Below are 16530 nucleotides of genomic sequence, written 5' to 3'. Positions count from 1 at the left end.
CGGGCGTCGTCATCCCAGGAGGGCTTTGCTCGCTTCCCGGGCGCGCTGCGCCACCGTGACGTCTCCGCTGATGGCGGCGGTCACCATCGCGCCTTCGGCCAACAGGCACAAGGGCTCCGCCGGCGCGTCGGTGGCGGCGGCGACCCAGCCGGCAATCTGTTCGTGGAACGCCTGTTTGTGGGCACGGACCTCGGTCAGGACGGCGGGAGAGCTGGCGCCCAGTTCGCCGTACGCGTTGATCCACGCGCAGCCGCGGAAATCGGGCTCGGCGAACCATCTCCCGAGCCAGTCGAAGACCGCGAGAACTCGTTCTCGTGGGTCCGCGTGCTGTTCGACGTAGTTGGTCAGGCTGCCGCGCCATCGCCGGTCGCGGCGCTGCAGCACGGCGACGACGAGATCTTCCTTGGTCGCGAAGAATCCGTAGATTCGCTTCAGCGCGATCCCTGCTGCGGCGCGGATGTCATCCATGCCGACGGCTTGGATGCCGCGCTCGTAGAAGAGCGCCTCGGCGGCGTCCAGCAGCGCTTCCCGGTCGCGGGACTTCTGTTCGTCGCTGATCGGCGCGGGCATCGAATCCATCCTTGACGTTGAGAACGTTCGTTCCCTACGATAGTCGAGTCACGTAGAGAACGCACGTTCTCGATAGCTGGAAGAAGGAACCATGAGCGAACAGCGCCCGCCCGTCCCGCCATTCACCCCAGAAACCGCACTCCAGAAGGTGCAAGCGGCCGAGGATGCCTGGAACACCCGCGACCCGCAGCGCGTCGCCCTGGCGTATACGCCGGACTCGGTCTGGCGTAACCGGGACGTGTTCGTCACCGGTCGCGAAGAAATCGTCCAGTTCCTGACCGCCAAGTGGGAGCGCGAGCACGACTACGCCCTGCGCAAGGCGCTGTGGGGGTTCCGCGGTAACCGCATGGCCGTGCGGTTCCAGTACGAGTGGCACGATGCCACGGGCCAGTGGTGGCGCAGCTACGGCAACGAACTCTGGCAGTTCGACACCGACGGTTTGATGGAACGCCGCGAGGCGAGCATCAACGACATGCGGATCAACGAGAGCGATCGGCGCATCTTCGGCCCCCGGCCCGAGGGCGAGCGTGGAGTCGAACTTCCGCTCCAGTAGGTGCCGTGCCGCCGTCGTTCGCCGGCTCGCTGCATGCCGAGGCGAGAGAAACGCCCCAGGCCAGCACGTGGGCCAGATTGGCCGGCAAGGCGGGCAGGTGAACCTGCCCGCCGCGGGGACTCACGCGAATCCCCGTGAGTACTGAGGCGGGTGCGGCAGTGTCACCCCGAGGTGTTGTGCGGCGTCGCGGACCCAGTTGGGATTGCGCAGCAGGGCACGCGCGATGAAGACGGCGTCGGCCTCGCCGCCGGAGACGACCGCTTCGGCCTGTTCGGCCTCGGTGATCATTCCGACCGCCGCGGCGGGGATATCTGCCTCGGCGCGAACCCTTTTCGCGAATGGCACCTGATAGCCGGGGGCGACCGGGATGCGGGCGTCGGGAACAGCGCCGCCGGTCGACACGTCGATGAGGTCGACGCCGGCTTTCTTCAAACCGGCGGCTAGGGCGACTGTGTCCTCGACGGTCCAGCCCGGGCGCGGGTCGTCAGTGTCACCGGCAAGCCAGTCGGTGGCGGAAACCCGGAAGAACAACGGCAGATGCTGTGGCCACGCGGCGCGCACTGCTTCGGCGACCTGTAGTGCGAATCGCATCCGGTTGGCGAGTGACCCGCCGTACGCATCGGTGCGCGTGTTCGACTGCGGCGACAGGAACTGGTGGATGAGATAGCCATGTGCACCGTGGATTTCGAGGACCTGGAAGCCGGCCGCGGCGGCTCGTCGGGCGGAATCGGCGAAGCTTGCCACGATTCTTTCGATGTCATCGACGTCGAGTTCGGCGGGTACGGGACGATGTCCGAACGCAATGGCGCTGGGGCCCAGTGTCGTCCAGGATTCGGGAGTCCGGCTGGGGTCCGGCCAGGGGCGCCCGGTGGACGCCTTGCGGCCGCCGTGCACGATCTGGATGCCGGGCACCGAGCCCTGCGCGGTGATGAAGTGCGTCAAACGTCGAAATGCCGGAATCTGCCGGTCGTTCCACAATCCGAGGTCGTAGACGCTGCTGCGTCCGACGGGGTCCACGGACGTCGCCTCGACCATCGCCAGGGCGGCGCCGCCGACGACTCGCGAACCGAAGTGCTGTAGGTGCCAGTCGGTCGGGGTGCCGGCTTCCGGTCCGTCGGCGACGCCGGAGAACTGCATCATCGGCGACATCCATGCGCGGTGCGCGAAGGTGACATCGCGAAGGGTCAACGGTGTGAAGAGCGTCGACATCAGTTCATTCCCAAGAAGGTTCGGGCCGCACGGGCCAACGCCTCCTCATCGGGTCCGTATTTGACCGCGAACCGTACCGGGTCCGATTCGGCCATGTCGAAGGGATAGTCGCTGCCACAGACCACCTTGTCCTTACCGGCGACCTTCCCGAGCAGTTCGAGTTGCGGCGCGTCATGGGTGACGGTGTCGAAATACAGCTCGGCCACGACGTCGGACGGCAATCGGCTGCCTGCGGCGCGGACATCGGCACGGGCCCGCCAGCCATGGTCCCACCTGCCGAGCAGGCCTGGTGCGCAGCCGCCGCCGTGCAGGAAGCAGATGCGTAACGCGGGCAGTTCGTCTTTGAGACCGCTCAGCACGAGATTGGCCACCGCAGTGGCGGTTTCGACGGGGTTGCCGATGAGGTTGGCCAGATAGTAGTCGCTCCACTCCGACCGGCCGATCTGCATGGGATGCACCAGCACGGCGAGATCGAGGCGCGCGGCCTCGGAAACGATGTGCCGCAACGCTCCCCGATGCAGGGAGTCGCCGTCGACCACCGGCGGTATTGCTACGCCGCCGATGCCTGCGATGCCACGCAGCGCCGTCAACTGCGAGGTGATGTCCTCGGGTTCGCCCAGGGCCACGATGCCCAGCCCGAGGAACCGTCCGCCCGATGTCTCGACGACGTCGGCCAGTGCGGTGTTGAAGGCGCCGGCGTACTCGGCTCCGGCGCCAGTGAGTGGAAAAGCGAACGGTGGCGCGGAAAGTACCCGAACCGCGACGCCGGCGCGGTCCATGTCCTCGGTGATCGCGGCCGCGTCGCTCATGGCATCGGTGGCGATCGACAGGGGGAGGTCGCCGAGGTGCAGCCGGCCGTCGCGGTCGTTCAACGGGCCGTACGGGGCGCCGGGTGGCAACGCGAACAGGGTACGGGGCAACCAATGGGCGTGGACGTCGATGACCCCGTCGGGGATGCGCGGGCTCATCGCGGGATCTCCAGCGCGGCGTTGTCGCTGTCGAGGTGCTCGACGGTGGTGAAGACGAGCTCGGTTTCGCCGATGTTCTCGATGTCGTGCAGCAGGAATTCGCCTGGGCCGAAATGGAAGTGGCGGGTCTCGCCGGCCTGATAGGAGACTTCGCGGACGGTGCCGTCGTGGGTGTGTTGGCGGCTGCTGCCCGCGTTGACGGCGGTCCAGAAGTAGTCCAGCACGTGCCGGTGTGCGTGCCAGCGCTCGCCGGGCGCCAGCCGGATCTCCCACACCCGAACCCGAGAGTCCTCGCTCAGTAAGCGGGATCCGACGTTTCCGTCGAAGGCATGCTCGGCGAACTCGGTCTTGAGCCAGCCTGGCCAGCTCTCGAAGTCGGTGGCCACCAGTTCACCGGCGAGCGGCAGGTCGGTCAGATAGTTGTTGTCGGTCATCGTCTAATTCCTTTCTTCGTAAGGGCTTTAGCGTCCGGGGCCGTAGAGGCCGAATCGCAGATCGGGGTCTCCTGGTGTCCAGCTATTCCGGAACTGTGAGCGTTCGCCCATGTCCACCACGCGGCGCAGCAAGCTGTCGCTGAGCTGCAGCTGCGCCGGTTCCCATTTGGCCAGGGCCGACACGATGTCGCCCGCCGCGGTGGACAGTGCCTCGGCCAGCGCCCAGGCGTCGGCGGCGGCTTTTGCGGTGCCGGCGGCCGCATGAGGCCGCGAGGCGCACGCTGCGTCGCCGATCAGCGCCGCCCGGCCGAGAGCCATCCGCGAGGACCGCACGTCCGATAGCACCTGCAGATAGGGCTGCGGAGTCTTGACGACCACTTCGGCCACCGCGGGCGCCAGCTGTGCAGCCGCCGCCGTGCGCAGTTCGTCGACGAAGCGGTCCTGCACCTGGCCGGGGTGGACAGACACCGATCCGGCGAATCCCCTTTTGTCGATGAGCAATTCGCTGAGTTCGGGCCCCGCCGGGACGTTGCGGTACCAGACATAGTTCATCAGGCGGTCGGCGTCGTCGAGGCTCTGTTCGCCGGGGATCGGGTACATCGTGATGTGGGAGTTCGGGATCACGGTGTAGGTGATGGCGTCGCCGAGCACATCACGCGTGCTGGCGGTCAGTTCGGACAGCGGAACGGTTCCGCGCCAGCCCACGTAGCCGGAGTAGGTGAGCGCGGCATCGGGATCGAAATGTTCGCGTGCCGGCGAGGTGATGCCGTCGGCGAAGACGACGAGGTCGGCGCTGGCCGTCTTGCCGCTGACGAACCGCACCGTGGCGGTGTGCTCGTCTTGACTGAAACCACAGGCGAATTCGCCGTAATGGTAGTGCTCGGTGCCGAAGTCTGCGAGCAGCGCCCGGTAGAAGGTGCCCCAGGAGGTGTAGGTCCAGCGGGCGGGCTCCCGGTGCACGGTGGCGCCGCTATGGTCGAGGTACTGCACGTACGAGGTGGCGGTGTGCAGGTCGGCCACGGGCTGGCGGCTGCGTTCGGCGAACCAGCGCACGGTGTCCGGTTGCAGGACGATGCCGCTGCCGCGACCGTCGAGGGGAGTGGGGGTGCGTTCGTAGACGTCGACGTGGAATCCCAAGTCGCGCAGCAACAGTGCTGTGGTGAGGCCGCCGATGGATCCGCCGACGACGATCGCCGAGGCAGTGGAGTATTCGGTCATGACGCGCTCTTTTCGCTCAACCGGCTGGTTTGGGTGGTGGGGTGGTCGACGGGCATGGGTTCCCCGCGGGTTTCGCGGGCGAAGGCCAGGCCGATGACGGCGATCAGGCCTACCGCTGACACCGAGGCGGTGGCGATGCCGAGGTTGCCGTCGAACCACGACGAGGCGATCACCCCGGCAGTGAGAGGCCCGAGAGCGGTGACGTAACGGCCGACGCTGTTGCACACGGCCAGCGCGGTGGCACGCACACTGGGTGGGAACAGTTCCGGACCGTAGATGAAGGTGCCCGACAGGGCGCCGAACAAACCGAAGCCCAACAGCGGCATCGCGATGAGCAGCTCGGTGTGACTGCGGTCGAACGGAAACGTCCACGCGATGGTGGCGGCCGACACCGTGAAGCTGATCGCGAAGGCGCTCCTGCGCCCGATCGCGTCGGCGACGAAACCCCATGCGGCGTAGCCGATTATGCCGCCGGCGTTGAACAGCATCGCGGCCACCGCGACCCGGTGATCGGCCACGCCGGAAGGGAGGCCTTCGGCCTTGGTCGCCTGCCGGATGATCTGCGGGTACCAGGTCGACACGCTCCAGAACGCAATGAGCGCGCCGGTGGCCAGTGCGGTGCAGACCAGCATGGGCTGCAGCAGTGGCGGGCCGAACAGGCGTCGCAGCACGAATCGATCGTGGACATGATTGTGGCCCAGTGCTTTCCGCTCTTTACGTGCTTGCAAGTGGGCGCCGATCTCGGGTGGCTCGGGTACATAGCGGCGGATGAACCACACCACTAGGGCCGGGATGCCGGCGAGCAGCATCATGGCGCGCCATCCGTGGTCACCCAGCAGTGCATAGGCGGCGGCCGCCATGAAGAAGCCGCCGGCGTATCCGGCCATCATCACTCCGCCGGCGCGGGCCCGGAATCGGTTGCGCCAGGTCTCGGCGATCAGGGCGGCACCCACCGGCGCCTCGACACCCGATCCGAGGCCTGCGATGAATCGCAGGATGCCCAGCTGCCACCATGTGTCGGCGAAGAAGGCGAGCGCGCTGAACGCCGCGTAGGTGAGGATGCCCGCCGACAACACCCGGGTGCGGCCGAAATAGTCGGCGAGTATGCCGAAAAGGATTCCGCCGGTTGCCCATCCGATGAGGAAGAGCGCGACGGTCAGGCCGCCGTAGAACCCGATGGCAGCGGCGTCGGTGCCGACGCCACTGTTGGGGAGCAGCTCGTTCATGGCCGGGCCCAGGACGAGGACATAGAGGCTGCCGGCGAAGCCGTCCAGGCCCCAACCCAGTGTGGTGCCCGCCAGGACCAGCCATTGCGTTCGGGTGATTTCGTGATGCCAGCGTGCTGCGGACATGGGTGTGCCTTTCGGGCCGTCGGAACGGGGGTCAGTTGAGGCGGCGCTGGGGCTGCCCGCCGTACCAGTCGACGGGCTCGGCAGCGGTGCGCACCACGACCGTCTTGATCCAGGAGAAGTCGTCGAAAGACTCTGTGCCGGCGTCTTTTCCGGAGCCGGATTCCTTGATTCCGCCCCAGGGGAGGGACGGTTCCAGGCGGTGGTGGTCGTTGACCCAGACCATGCCCGCGTTGATGCTCGCCGCCACGCGGTGGGCGCGGCTCACATCGGTGGTCCAAACTCCGGCGCCGAGTCCGTACGGGTTGTCGTTGGCCATCTGCACGCCGTCGTGCTCGCTGTCGAACGGGATGACCACGGCGACCGGCCCGAAGATTTCCTCGCGGGCGACCGTCATGCCCATGGTGGCGTCGGACAACACGGTGGGTTCGAGATAGAAGCCGCCGTCGAAAGGGCTTGGCAGTGTGGGTATCTGGCCGCCGGCCTGCAACGTCGCGCCTTCATCCACACCGGTCTGGATCAGCGCCGTGACCTTGTCGCGCTGCCGGGCGCTGATGAGCGGTCCCATCTGGGTGTCCGGCAGGGCCGGGTCTCCGACCCGAATGGCCCGGGCCCGCGCGGTGAGGGCGGTGACGAACTCGTCGTAGATGCCGCGCTGCACCAGGAATCGCGATCCGGCGACACACGACTGGCCGGCCGCGACGAACGCGCTGAAGGCCGCGCCCTCGGCGGCGATCTGGGGGTCGACGTCGTCGAAGAGCAGCACCGGCGTCTTGCCGCCCAGCTCGGCGGTGATGCGCGCGAACCGGGACGCCGTCGCGACCGCTGCCGATCTCCCGGCCTCGGTGCCGCCGGTGAGAGTGATCTTGGCGATGTCGGGATGACCGGTGAGGCGCACGCCCGCCTCACGTGCGCCCGTCACCACATTGAGCACGCCGTCGGGTAGCCCGGCGGCGGCGACGATCTCGGCGAGGGCCAGCGTCGTCAGTGGTGTCAGCTCAGATGGCTTGACCACCACCGTGTTTCCATTGGCGAGTGCGGCCGACAGGCTCCGCGCCAGGATGAGCATCGGATGGTTGAACGGCGTGATGATGCCGCACACACCGAGCGGTAGCCGCTGTTGGTAGGTGAGGTATGGCCCGTCGCCCGGCAGCACGGCCTGGCGTTGGGCGGCCAGCAGTCCGGCGTTGTACCGGAACCATTCCGGCACGCGGGAGAGCTGGGCCCGGGTCTCGGTGATCGGCCGTCCGTTGTTCTGCGCCTCGAGGGTGTAGAGCTTCTCGCTCGCGGATTCGATGGCGTCGGCGATGCGCAGCAGCAGCTTGGCGCGGTCGCTCCGGACCATGGCCGGCCACGGCCCGTCTTCGAACGCCGCGCGGGCCTTGGCCACCGCGGCATCGACCTCACGCGCCCCCTGCTCCGGGACGGTGGCGATCACCGCGCCGGTGGCGGGGCTGAGAATCTGGCGGGTAGGGCTGAGGGGCGCATCCGTGACCACGGTGGGGGCCGGTGAGACTTGGGTCATGCCAATGAGTCTCATCACAGCGCCACCCGCGTTCAATGTCGTGCAAGACATATTTTTTGGCTGAATATGTGTGTAGCTACACACGAATGTGGTGCACACTGATCGGATGACGACGTCGACGGGCCGCGAACGGCCGGGCGCGGAATTGGTCACGTGGCTGGCAGCGCTGCGCACCCTCAGTGCCCTGGCCTGCGCCGAGACCGATCTGGCCGAGGTGCTCTGCCTCGTCGCCGATACCGCACGCACGCTGCTGGGCTTCGACTTCTGCGGCGTGCTCATCCCCGACGACAGCGGCGACCAACTGCTCGTGCGGGGCTGGAGCGGATTGTCGGATGAGTACGTAGGACGGGTGAACTCCGACCGCCCCATCCGGCTGGACAGCACCTCGCCGTCGAGTCGCGCTTTCCACACCGGCGAACCGGTGGCTATCCGCGACGTGCGGATCGAACCGCAATTCGCCCTCTGGGCCGGCGTGGCGCAAGAGCAGGGCTACCGGGCGATCATTGCCGTGCCGCTCATCGCCGGCACCGAGGTGCTGGGGACACTCAACGGCTACTACGCCTCGGTGCACACCTTCACCCGCTATGAGATCGAGCGGCTGACCTTGCTCGCCAATCATGCCGCCATCGCGGTGACGTCGGCGCGCCGGCTCGATGAACTGCGCACCCTGACCACATCGCTACGCGAGCAACGCGATGCGCTCGCGCGTTCGGAACAGATCCACGAACGTCTGCTCGCGGTGACCCTGCGCTCGGGAGGCGTCAGCGGGATCGCCGCGGCGCTGAGCGATCTGATCGGCCGGCCCGTGCTCATCGACGACGCCCGCCAGACCGAGCTCGCGCACTCCGGCGACGGCATCGACTACCCGGCCGTTGCGACCCGGAACGCGACGGCGGATGCCGAGTCCGCGGCTACCTCGGCGACGGTCGGTGAGGCCGTCGATGATCAGGGCGTTTCGACTGGCTGGCTCGTCGCGCGGGTGCGTCTGGGCAGCGAGGTCGCAGCCCGCATCTGGTTCCCCGGAGACGCCGATTTGCTTGACCCCCTGCAGATTCGGGCGGTAGAGCACGCCTCCATCGTCATCTCGGTGGAGTTGCTGCGGACACAGACCGCGGCCGAGGTCGAGCGACGGGTACGTGGCGAGCTGCTGACCGATGTGCTGACCGGCAGCGGTCAGCCGTCGGGCCAGATTCGGGAGCGTGCCCGACGCTTGGGCCACGATCTGTCCGCCGCTCACGTCGCCGTCGTCGCCACGCTGGCCGGTCCCAGCGAGTCGGTCACCCGCCGTGCGTGGCAACGTGCGCTCTCCGTTGTCACCGATTTGGCATCGGGACATCAGCCGCGCCCGCTGGTGGCGATGCATGGCGGGACGCTGGTCGCGCTCTGGCCCGAAGCCGGCGACAGCCATGAGTCTGCGGGTGTCGTCGTCCAGCGGGAGTTGTCCAGGATCGCGCCGAACATCTCCGCGACTGTCGCGGTGTCGCCCGTCCACGGCTCCGATTACGGTGACGCCTACCGGATCGCCAAGAGTGCACTGGAGATCTCCCTGCGCTCGGGCCGCACCGATTCCGTTGTGAGCCTTGAAGATCTGGGTATCGTCGGTCTACTGCTGCAGCTCGATGACCCGGCCAAGCTGACAGCCTTCGCCAACCGGACGCTGGCGCCGATCGTCGACTACGACGCCAAACACCGCACGGACCTCATTGCCACGCTGCGAGCCCACTTCGCCGGCAAACAAGACCGCACCGCGACGGCCGAGAAGCTGTTGATTCATCCCAACACGGTCGCCCAGCGGCTGCGGCGCATCGAGTCGCTGTGCGCAGTGCACCTGGCCGATCCGGCCATCAGCGTCCAGTTCTCGTCCGCGCTCATCGTGTACGACATCGCGGAGCAAGGCCAAGGCGGATACTGACCGTCCGTGCATCCGACGTGTGAGGTCCGCCCGCGGGCGGAGCGGAGAATATCGGTCCCGCGGACTGGTCCGAGGCCATTAGGCTCAGTCATGTTGACGTTCCGTGACCCGCGGGATCAGACACTTGGGGGAGAGATGTCCGTGAGAATTCGCCTGGCAGCCGGCGCGGTTGCCGCAGTCTCGGTGTTGTCCGTCGCCGGCGCGGGGTCTGCATCGGCATGGCCGATACCGGTCACGCCGGAACAGCAGCGGTTCATCAACCAGGCCCGCAATGCGGGCTTCCCCGGTGACGACGACGCGGTTATGCAGGCGGGGCTGCAGGCATGCCAGATGGCGTTCAGTGGCCAGTCGCGTCCCGATGTCATCGGCGCGCTGGCAGGGCAGTACGGCGCTGACGCGGGTCCGGCCGGGGCGCTCGCGAAAGCTGCGCACGGCATCCTGTGCACGTCGGCCCCGAACTGACCAGCCTGTGACGCAGCCACCACCGCAGCACGGCCCGTCGGGCGACCCACAGCACCGACCGCCGGCCGGTGCACCCGGGCAACCCGTCCCGCCCGCACCGGGGCAGCCGGCATGGCAGCCTCAGCCGGGCTGGCCGGCGCCGAACCCGCAACCCTGGGCCGGCCAACAGCAGCCGTACTACGGTCCGCAGACCCCATTGCCGGGCTATCCGCCGCCACCGCGTAAGTCGGGGCTCAAGCCGTGGATGTGGATTGTGGGTGTGGTGCTGCTACTGATCGTGCTCGGCGGCATCGGCAACGTTGCGCGCAAGGGACTGCACACCACCACGGCCTTCGGCGCCCAGCTGAAAACGGGGCAGTGCGTCACCACCGCCGACTACGAGAAGTTTCATTTCACCTCGACCAGCTGCGAATCCTCGGATGCTGTCTACGAATTGGCGGGCGAGACCTCGAAGGGACTGTGCCCGGACGGCAAGGCGCCGTCGGAGGGCCCGTACTTCTACGCCACCAGCAATCAGGATGACCCCAAGGCCGCAAGTTTGTGCTTCGCGCTGAACCTGCACGAGGGTGACTGCTACGCGCTGGATCTCACCGGCAAGAGCATCCGGAACATCGACTGCGCGCAGGCTCCGACGATCGCCAATTCGCACACCGGCGTGTTCAAGGTGGCCCAGCGCATCGATGGCAGCATCGATGAATCGGCCTGTGCCACTGCGGCGAAGGCGATGGTCTTCACATCCCCGAAGCGGGTGTACTGCCTGACCAAACTTGTCGACTGAGGCCGCGGCGCGGTGCGCGCGACCCGCGCCGTGTACGTCGAACGTATGAAATTTGCTGCGGGTTCTCGTAGGAGCTGCTGTGGGAGTCCTACGATGGTGGATGCGTTTGCAGTGATTCGCGCAGGGTGGACGACGGGGCGGGGGGCTGGTTCTGTGCTGGAAACCCTTCTGGCAGTCCTGAATCCGGGGCCGGCGGCCCCACAGTAGGCATCCACGGCAAGGCGAGGCGCCTCATGACCGGTTCCGTTGGCCGCATACGTTCTCGTACAACACTATTGGCAGCGGTGGCCGCCGTCCTGACGTTGGTTGGCGGATGTCAGCGCGCCGCCCAGGTCGGCACCGAAGTGGCCCACGAATTCCATCCGGTGCCGGTGCCCAAGATCGAAGTGCCGTCCGGGCTGCCGAGACCCGGGCATCCCGACTTGCCGGCTGTCGGAGTGCCGGCCGTCCTGCCGCCCACCGGATCGCTCGACCAGCTCCTGACCCGCTTCGCAACCGGAAGCCAGGAAGAGCGGGTGGTCAAGTTCGCCACGTGTACCGCCATGCGCAAGTCCACCGATTCGACACAAACGACCGATCAGTGGAGATCCCAGATCTATGCCGCTACACCCGAATTGACCGCTGGAAAGCTCCGTAGGGCGGTCGTCGACAAGGCAGTGGATCGGGTCGCGTCTGCGTTGTCCGCGACACGCGACTACGGCGCCACCTACACCCGTGTGTGCAAGTTCTGATCAGGAGTCGCGGTATGACGACCACAACGCCGGATACTCAACCTGACGATGCACCAGCGGGTCCGGGCGACCAAGACAAGCGGACACTGCTGTCCCGACTCACGAAGCCGGGGGTGCGGACTGCCCTGATGGCGTTGTTCCTGCTGTACGCAGGCTTCGGCGCCCTGTCGGTCATCGACGACACGCTTTCGCTCATGCACAAGCCGGGCCATGCTTCGGTATCGGCGTCTGCCATTCTGTCGCCATCATCGATCGCGCACAGCAACGCCAGCACCAATGCGACGGCGATCGGCGAATGGTGGGGTTGGAATACATACTTCAACGACCACTTCGGTCAGGACGTGGTGTCCCCGTTCGGCCTGGCCTTCATGTACCTGGCCGTGGACGTCGTATTCATCGCATTTCCGGTCACGCTACTGCTGCTCGGCGCGGTGAGATATTCCGAAGACCACCTTGCATTGGCGTCTACCGCCGACTGGCGCGCCGGCCTGGCGCAGCCGCTGCGGTTCGCCTCGTACGCCACGGCTGTGTATCTGGCTTTCGACGTCATCGAAGACGTTGTGTTGCTGGGTATCACGGTGCTCCTCAATCCCGATCTGGCGAAGGGGCCGAACACCTTTGGGGTCCACTGGCTCATTCAGCATGTCGACTGGGCGGTCCCGGCCGCAGGCATGATGTCGGCAGCGAAACTTCTCTTCCTGTTCACTGCTGCCCTCGGCTGTGCCGCAGGGTTGGCTGGAACGCTTGAACCGCCGGCTTACCCGAAGAAAGTGAGTCGCCGCCGTGCGGTGGTCGCGCTGCGCGCACATCTGGGTCTCGCCCTGATCCTCATCGCGCTACTTGCCCTGGGCTCTGACTTGGGCCGCCAGCTCGATGACGCATTTCTCCTGCTGTTCGAACCTCACCATGCGTACTTGGTGATCGCGACATTGGTCGCTGCGGTCGTTGCCACCGGCACGCTCGTACTCACCGCTCGCTCGGTCCTGCATGCATATCAGTCGGCACCGTCGGTGCCGACTGCTGCCCAGACCAAGAAGGCCAACAAGATCATCCTTTCTATTGGGTTGGGCGCCATGGTCATTGGCGGCGCCGCCATTGCTCTCCACTGGCCCCTCGGGCAGGTGGCGTTCGTACCTGGGGCCATCGCACTCCTTCTCGGATTGTTCGGGTTCAAACGCGACGCTGCCGTCGACGACCGGCTGGACGAGATTCCCATGAATACCCAGTGGGGTGCGCGGGTTGCCGGCGCGCTGTCGGCGGCCCCATTCGCAGTGCTGTTCGCGCTGTCGATGCGCAACGGCGTTCGTCTGTTCGCCGTCAAGGACGGCACCGGATGGTGGCTGGCACTGTGCATGGTGGTCTGCATCGTGGTGGTGGCGGCGATTGTCCACTGGTCGCCCAACCTGTGTGACCACGACACCGGCCAGACGAAGGATCCGTCCCTGTGTCGATGCCTGGCGCTTGCCGCGGCATCGGCGATGGCGTTTGTGGTCCTTGGCTACTCGCCGCAGATGACGGGGAATGCGCTCGGGCCCTGGGGCGTGTTGTTCGCCCTGGTCTTCGCGCTGACGCTCGGCGTCACCGCGCTGGTGTTGTTCAGCGATGCCTACTATCCCGGAAACGTGCTTGCCGCCAGTGGATTACGCCGCCTGCCGGTGATCGCGATCATCCTGATCAGCGCGGTGGCGACGTCATTGACCGATGACCAGTCCACGTACCACTCCGTCCGGTTGAAGGATGCAGCTGCCGGCAGCCGGGTGACCATCGATGAGGCGCTCGATCAATGGGGCAGAAGGCAGACGGAGGTCACCCCAACCCAACCGGCCAAGCCTGAGCCGATTCCGTTGGTGTTCGTCGCCTCCGCCGGCGGCGGTATTCGAGCTGCTTACTGGACGACGATCGTGCTGAATTGTCTTGTCAAAGGCCAGAGTGTCGGCGGCTGGAAGCCGATCGGTATGGACATGAACAACGTTTGCACCCAACCGATGTCGATGGATTCGATCTTTCTCGCCAGTGGAATTTCGGGCGGAAGTCTCGGCCTCGCGGTGACCAAGGCGTTCAAGGACGCCCCCGGGCGCCCGTGGTCGGAGCCTCTCGGCAAGGATTTCCTCGGACCTACGGTGGCCGGCGTCGCCTTTCGCGACCTGCCCAACGCCTTTCTGCGCCTACGGGTGGACGGCCGCGACAGTGCGGCGGTGTTGGAAAAGTCGTGGGAGAAATCGGTTCGCGACGCGAAGGGTGATCTGGAGTCGGGATTCCTGGCCACGGCGTGGTCGACACCTGACCGCCTTGACTTTCCGGTCTTGGCGCTCAGCGGCACCTCGGTCACCGACGGCTGCCGAGTGACGGTGTCAGCGGTCAAGTTGGCCGACACGGACGCCGCGTCCCGCGATTGCTTGTCGCTCGATCGCGTGGTGACGCCGATCGACGGGGCGCACACTCAACTGCAAACGCTGGCTGCCACCAAGGACGCGTTCGACAGCATGTGTCCGTCGGACGCCAAGAAGCCCGGCGAACCGAAAGACCTGGCATTGTCGACGGCGGCGTTGCTCAGCGCACGGTTCCCGTACGTGTCGCCGAACGGGACGTTGTACTGGTGCAAGGACCGGGCGGTACGGACGTTCGACCTTGACGGGGGACTGATCGACGCGTCCGCGGCGGCCCCGCTGGCACTGGCGTGGCCGGAGGTCGTGAAGTGGTTGGCGCGTGCGGAGCGGAACGGAAAGTGCTTCGCTCCCAAGCTGATCCTCATCGACAACGGTTATGTGACGTCAACGAAATCAGAGGTACCCAATCGACCGCCCGGGCTCATTGCGCCGCTTACCGCGTTCGGGGCGGTGGGCAATGCTCGCTCGGCTGCTGCCCGGCAGACCGCAGCCCTGGATTTCGAGAAGTTCTTCCCGCCTGGCCGGTGCGGTGGTGACACAGCGCCTGGCGCGGCGCGGCCCGACTGGTTGTTGCCGAACGTCGTCGACTTCTATCCCGTCGCACAGCCCGGCGTCGAAGCCCCGCTCGGCTGGACCCTGTCCGAGCGGTCGCAGAGATCTCTGGGCCACCAACTGGAGAACAAGTACAACCGGTGCTCCGTGGAAATCGTCGGACGCTGGTTCAGCCACGAAACCGGGAAGCCGCCGGGCTGCAAGGGAACATGAGCGTGCGCAGCGCAATTGGCCCAGCCGGGTAATCCCGGCTGGGCCAATCGTCGAAACGTCAGGTCAGCGGCGCTGCTCAGCTTCCTGTCGCTGCTCCGCGGTCTTGGCGCCCGCCCGTGCGGCGTCCGCCTCGGCTTCCTTCTTCGCGGCGTCGCGTTGCGCGTCGGCCTTGTCCTGCTGGGCCTGGCCCTCGCGAACCACGTCGTCTCGGCCCGTCACCGTGCCGATGACTTCCTTGGCTTTGCCCTTCACACCTTCCACCACGCCGCGGACGGCTTCCTCGGGTCCAGTGTTCTGCTTGTCGGTCATTGTCTCCCCTTCCACTACCGATGGATGGATTCGTCAGGAGCGGTATCCGTGTGCCGCGCCCTGCTAGCAGAGTTTCCGGTCTGCCCGGACTCGAAACGCGGCGGCGTTGTGACCTGCCGTACATCGTGTGTTCCGGGTGAGAGGGGACATCTGGTCGTCAGGTGGCGTCGAGACGCGGGAACAACACCTCGCGTGCGATCAGCTGTACGGCGGCAGCGACCGGAATGGCCACCAAGGCCCCGACGATGCCGAGCAGCGCGCCTCCGATGAGTACCGCCACCACGGTGACCAATGCGGGCACTTTGACGGCATGCCCGATGATGCGGGGGACCAGCAGGTAGTCCTCGAGAGCTCGAAATACGATGAAAAATACTGCGGTAGAGAGGCATACGGGTAATGACACCGTTAGAGCCACCGCCGCCACCACCACTCCGGCGATGGTCGAGCCCACGACCGGCACCAGATCGAAAAGCCCGACGAAGATGCCGAGCAACAGCGGATAGGGCACATCGAACGCGGTCAGCCACACCGCGGTGGCCACTGCGGCGATCGCGGATATCGCCACGTTGCCCAGTACGTAGGCACCCACCTTGGCGAAGACTTCGTCACCGATGAGGATCGCCCGCGGTCGACGGGTCTGGGGCACAAGGCGATAGAGGGTTGCGCGGATGCGGGGAAAGTCGATGAGGAAGTACACGGTGAGCACGATGACGATGAGCACATCGGCCAATGCGGCGAAAGCAGCCGAACTGGCGGTGACGATCTCGTTGAGTATCGAGCCGCCCGATCCGTTCATCGTGTCGGTGATCCGCTGCTGAATATGGAAGCGGTCGTTGAGCTTTCCGATCGTGGACGAATGGCTCTGGGCTTGCTGAATGTACTGCGGCGCCTGATGGATCAGCTGGGTGGCTTGCTGCGACAGCGGCGGAATGGCCGCTGCGACGAAAGCCGCCATCAGCGCGAGAAAGATGACGAAGACGGTTGTCGTGGCAAGCCAGCGCGGCAGACGGTGGTTGACGAACCAGGAGACGGCGGGCTCCAACCCCAACGCCAGGAAGAATGCCACGCCGATCAGCACCAGCACCGACTGCGCCGCGACCAGCATGTGCACGGCGCCGTAGATCACGGCAACGCCCGCCGCCGCCGTCATCCCGACGAAGAAGGGCGAATGCCGATCGAACCGCCGGCCCAGTTCGCCATGCGGACGCGCATCGGTTTTCATCTCCGCGGCGACAGCTTCGGCGGCCGCTATGGGCTCCTCGGCTGTGCCGTGCGGCTGCGCCACCATGTCGTGGTGCGCCGGCTGGCCGGCATCGTCTACTGTCTCAACGTTTTTCGCGTTGCTGCTCGGTTGGCCCCT

General features: G+C 66.4%; 15 protein-coding genes. 6 read left to right on the top strand and 9 right to left on the bottom strand.

Going from position 1 to position 16530, the window contains the following annotated elements; translation table 11 throughout:
* Positions 1-9: 9 nt before the first annotated feature.
* Positions 10-570 carry a TetR/AcrR family transcriptional regulator gene (locus ACWW1C_RS22175; protein ID WP_455980277.1) on the bottom strand — a complete coding sequence of 187 codons (561 nt, stop codon included), beginning with the start codon at positions 568-570 and terminating at the stop codon, positions 10-12.
* Positions 571-661: 91 nt separating this feature from the next.
* Between ACWW1C_RS22175 and ACWW1C_RS22170 the strand changes: the two genes are divergently transcribed.
* Entirely contained in the window at positions 662-1123 is a 462-nt protein-coding gene (locus tag ACWW1C_RS22170) for a nuclear transport factor 2 family protein (RefSeq protein WP_455980276.1), read from the top strand.
* Positions 1124-1243: 120 nt separating this feature from the next.
* Here ACWW1C_RS22170 and ACWW1C_RS22165 read toward each other — a convergent pair whose 3' ends face one another.
* From ACWW1C_RS22165 to ACWW1C_RS22140, 6 genes are read right to left on the bottom strand one after another with little or no spacing between them, the layout of a single operon-like run.
* Complete coding sequence (locus tag ACWW1C_RS22165; protein ID WP_455980275.1) at positions 1244-2332, bottom strand: NADH:flavin oxidoreductase/NADH oxidase; 1089 nt, start codon at positions 2330-2332, stop codon at positions 1244-1246.
* A complete protein-coding gene (locus ACWW1C_RS22160) occupies positions 2332-3300 on the bottom strand; it encodes an amidohydrolase family protein (protein ID WP_455980274.1) in 969 nt (322 codons plus the stop codon). The genes ACWW1C_RS22165 and ACWW1C_RS22160 overlap by 1 nt, the downstream gene beginning before the upstream one ends.
* The gene (locus ACWW1C_RS22155; RefSeq protein ID WP_455980273.1) at positions 3297-3734 is read right to left on the bottom strand and encodes a hypothetical protein; all 438 of its coding nucleotides are present in this window, start codon (positions 3732-3734) and stop codon (positions 3297-3299) included. The genes ACWW1C_RS22160 and ACWW1C_RS22155 overlap by 4 nt, the downstream gene beginning before the upstream one ends.
* Before the next feature lie 27 nt (positions 3735-3761).
* Positions 3762-4952, bottom strand: coding sequence for an FAD binding domain-containing protein (locus ACWW1C_RS22150; RefSeq protein ID WP_455980272.1), 1191 nt, complete (start codon positions 4950-4952; stop codon positions 3762-3764).
* Positions 4949-6304, bottom strand: a complete 1356-nt coding sequence (locus tag ACWW1C_RS22145) for an MFS transporter (protein ID WP_455980271.1) — start codon at positions 6302-6304, stop codon at positions 4949-4951. Before ACWW1C_RS22145 ends, ACWW1C_RS22150 begins: the two co-directional genes overlap by 4 nt.
* A 31-nt stretch (positions 6305-6335) precedes the next feature.
* Positions 6336-7826: an aldehyde dehydrogenase gene (locus ACWW1C_RS22140; protein ID WP_455980270.1), complete on the bottom strand. Its 1491-nt coding sequence runs from the start codon at positions 7824-7826 to the stop codon at positions 6336-6338.
* Positions 7827-7932: 106 nt separating this feature from the next.
* Between ACWW1C_RS22140 and ACWW1C_RS22135 the strand changes: the two genes are divergently transcribed.
* From ACWW1C_RS22135 to ACWW1C_RS22115, 5 genes are all read left to right on the top strand, one after another.
* Complete coding sequence (locus ACWW1C_RS22135) at positions 7933-9738, top strand: helix-turn-helix domain-containing protein (RefSeq protein ID WP_455980269.1); 1806 nt, start codon at positions 7933-7935, stop codon at positions 9736-9738.
* Positions 9739-9879: 141 nt separating this feature from the next.
* The gene (locus ACWW1C_RS22130; RefSeq protein ID WP_455980268.1) at positions 9880-10200 is read left to right on the top strand and encodes a DUF732 domain-containing protein; all 321 of its coding nucleotides are present in this window, start codon (positions 9880-9882) and stop codon (positions 10198-10200) included.
* A 7-nt stretch (positions 10201-10207) separates the two neighbouring features.
* Positions 10208-10978, top strand: coding sequence for a hypothetical protein (locus ACWW1C_RS22125; protein WP_455980267.1), 771 nt, complete (start codon positions 10208-10210; stop codon positions 10976-10978).
* A gap of 284 nt (positions 10979-11262) precedes the next feature.
* Positions 11263-11709, top strand: coding sequence for a hypothetical protein (locus tag ACWW1C_RS22120; protein ID WP_455980266.1), 447 nt, complete (start codon positions 11263-11265; stop codon positions 11707-11709).
* Positions 11710-11723: 14 nt separating this feature from the next.
* The gene (locus tag ACWW1C_RS22115) at positions 11724-14861 is read left to right on the top strand and encodes a hypothetical protein (protein WP_455980265.1); all 3138 of its coding nucleotides are present in this window, start codon (positions 11724-11726) and stop codon (positions 14859-14861) included.
* 63 nt (positions 14862-14924) lie between these two features.
* On the opposite strand, the gene mbp1 is transcribed toward ACWW1C_RS22115, so the two are convergent.
* The gene (mbp1, locus tag ACWW1C_RS22110) at positions 14925-15170 is read right to left on the bottom strand and encodes a microaggregate-binding protein 1 (protein ID WP_455980264.1); all 246 of its coding nucleotides are present in this window, start codon (positions 15168-15170) and stop codon (positions 14925-14927) included.
* Between the two features lie 157 nt (positions 15171-15327).
* Positions 15328-16458, bottom strand: a complete 1131-nt coding sequence (locus ACWW1C_RS22105; RefSeq protein WP_455984392.1) for an AI-2E family transporter — start codon at positions 16456-16458, stop codon at positions 15328-15330.
* Positions 16459-16530 lie beyond the last annotated feature (72 nt).

The sequence above is a fragment of the Mycobacterium sp. HM-7 genome, assembly GCF_053852335.1.
Note: the sequence above shows the minus strand (reverse complement) of the source record. Positions and strands in the feature narration are given on the sequence as shown.

Excerpts from the sequence above, each read along its gene's own strand:
- ACWW1C_RS22175 (WP_455980277.1), bottom strand. The coding sequence starts at position 570 with ATGCCCGCGCCGATCAGCGACGAACAGAAGTCCCGCGACCGGGAAGCG.
- ACWW1C_RS22170 (WP_455980276.1), top strand. The coding sequence starts at position 662 with ATGAGCGAACAGCGCCCGCCCGTCCCGCCATTCACCCCAGAAACCGCA.
- ACWW1C_RS22165 (WP_455980275.1), bottom strand. The coding sequence starts at position 2,332 with ATGTCGACGCTCTTCACACCGTTGACCCTTCGCGATGTCACCTTCGCG.
- ACWW1C_RS22160 (WP_455980274.1), bottom strand. The coding sequence starts at position 3,300 with ATGAGCCCGCGCATCCCCGACGGGGTCATCGACGTCCACGCCCATTGG.
- ACWW1C_RS22155 (WP_455980273.1), bottom strand. The coding sequence starts at position 3,734 with ATGACCGACAACAACTATCTGACCGACCTGCCGCTCGCCGGTGAACTG.
- ACWW1C_RS22150 (WP_455980272.1), bottom strand. The coding sequence starts at position 4,952 with ATGACCGAATACTCCACTGCCTCGGCGATCGTCGTCGGCGGATCCATC.
- ACWW1C_RS22145 (WP_455980271.1), bottom strand. The coding sequence starts at position 6,304 with ATGTCCGCAGCACGCTGGCATCACGAAATCACCCGAACGCAATGGCTG.
- ACWW1C_RS22140 (WP_455980270.1), bottom strand. The coding sequence starts at position 7,826 with ATGACCCAAGTCTCACCGGCCCCCACCGTGGTCACGGATGCGCCCCTC.
- ACWW1C_RS22135 (WP_455980269.1), top strand. The coding sequence starts at position 7,933 with ATGACGACGTCGACGGGCCGCGAACGGCCGGGCGCGGAATTGGTCACG.
- ACWW1C_RS22115 (WP_455980265.1), top strand. The coding sequence starts at position 11,724 with ATGACGACCACAACGCCGGATACTCAACCTGACGATGCACCAGCGGGT.
- mbp1 (WP_455980264.1), bottom strand. The coding sequence starts at position 15,170 with ATGACCGACAAGCAGAACACTGGACCCGAGGAAGCCGTCCGCGGCGTG.
- ACWW1C_RS22105 (WP_455984392.1), bottom strand. The coding sequence starts at position 16,458 with ATGGTGGCGCAGCCGCACGGCACAGCCGAGGAGCCCATAGCGGCCGCC.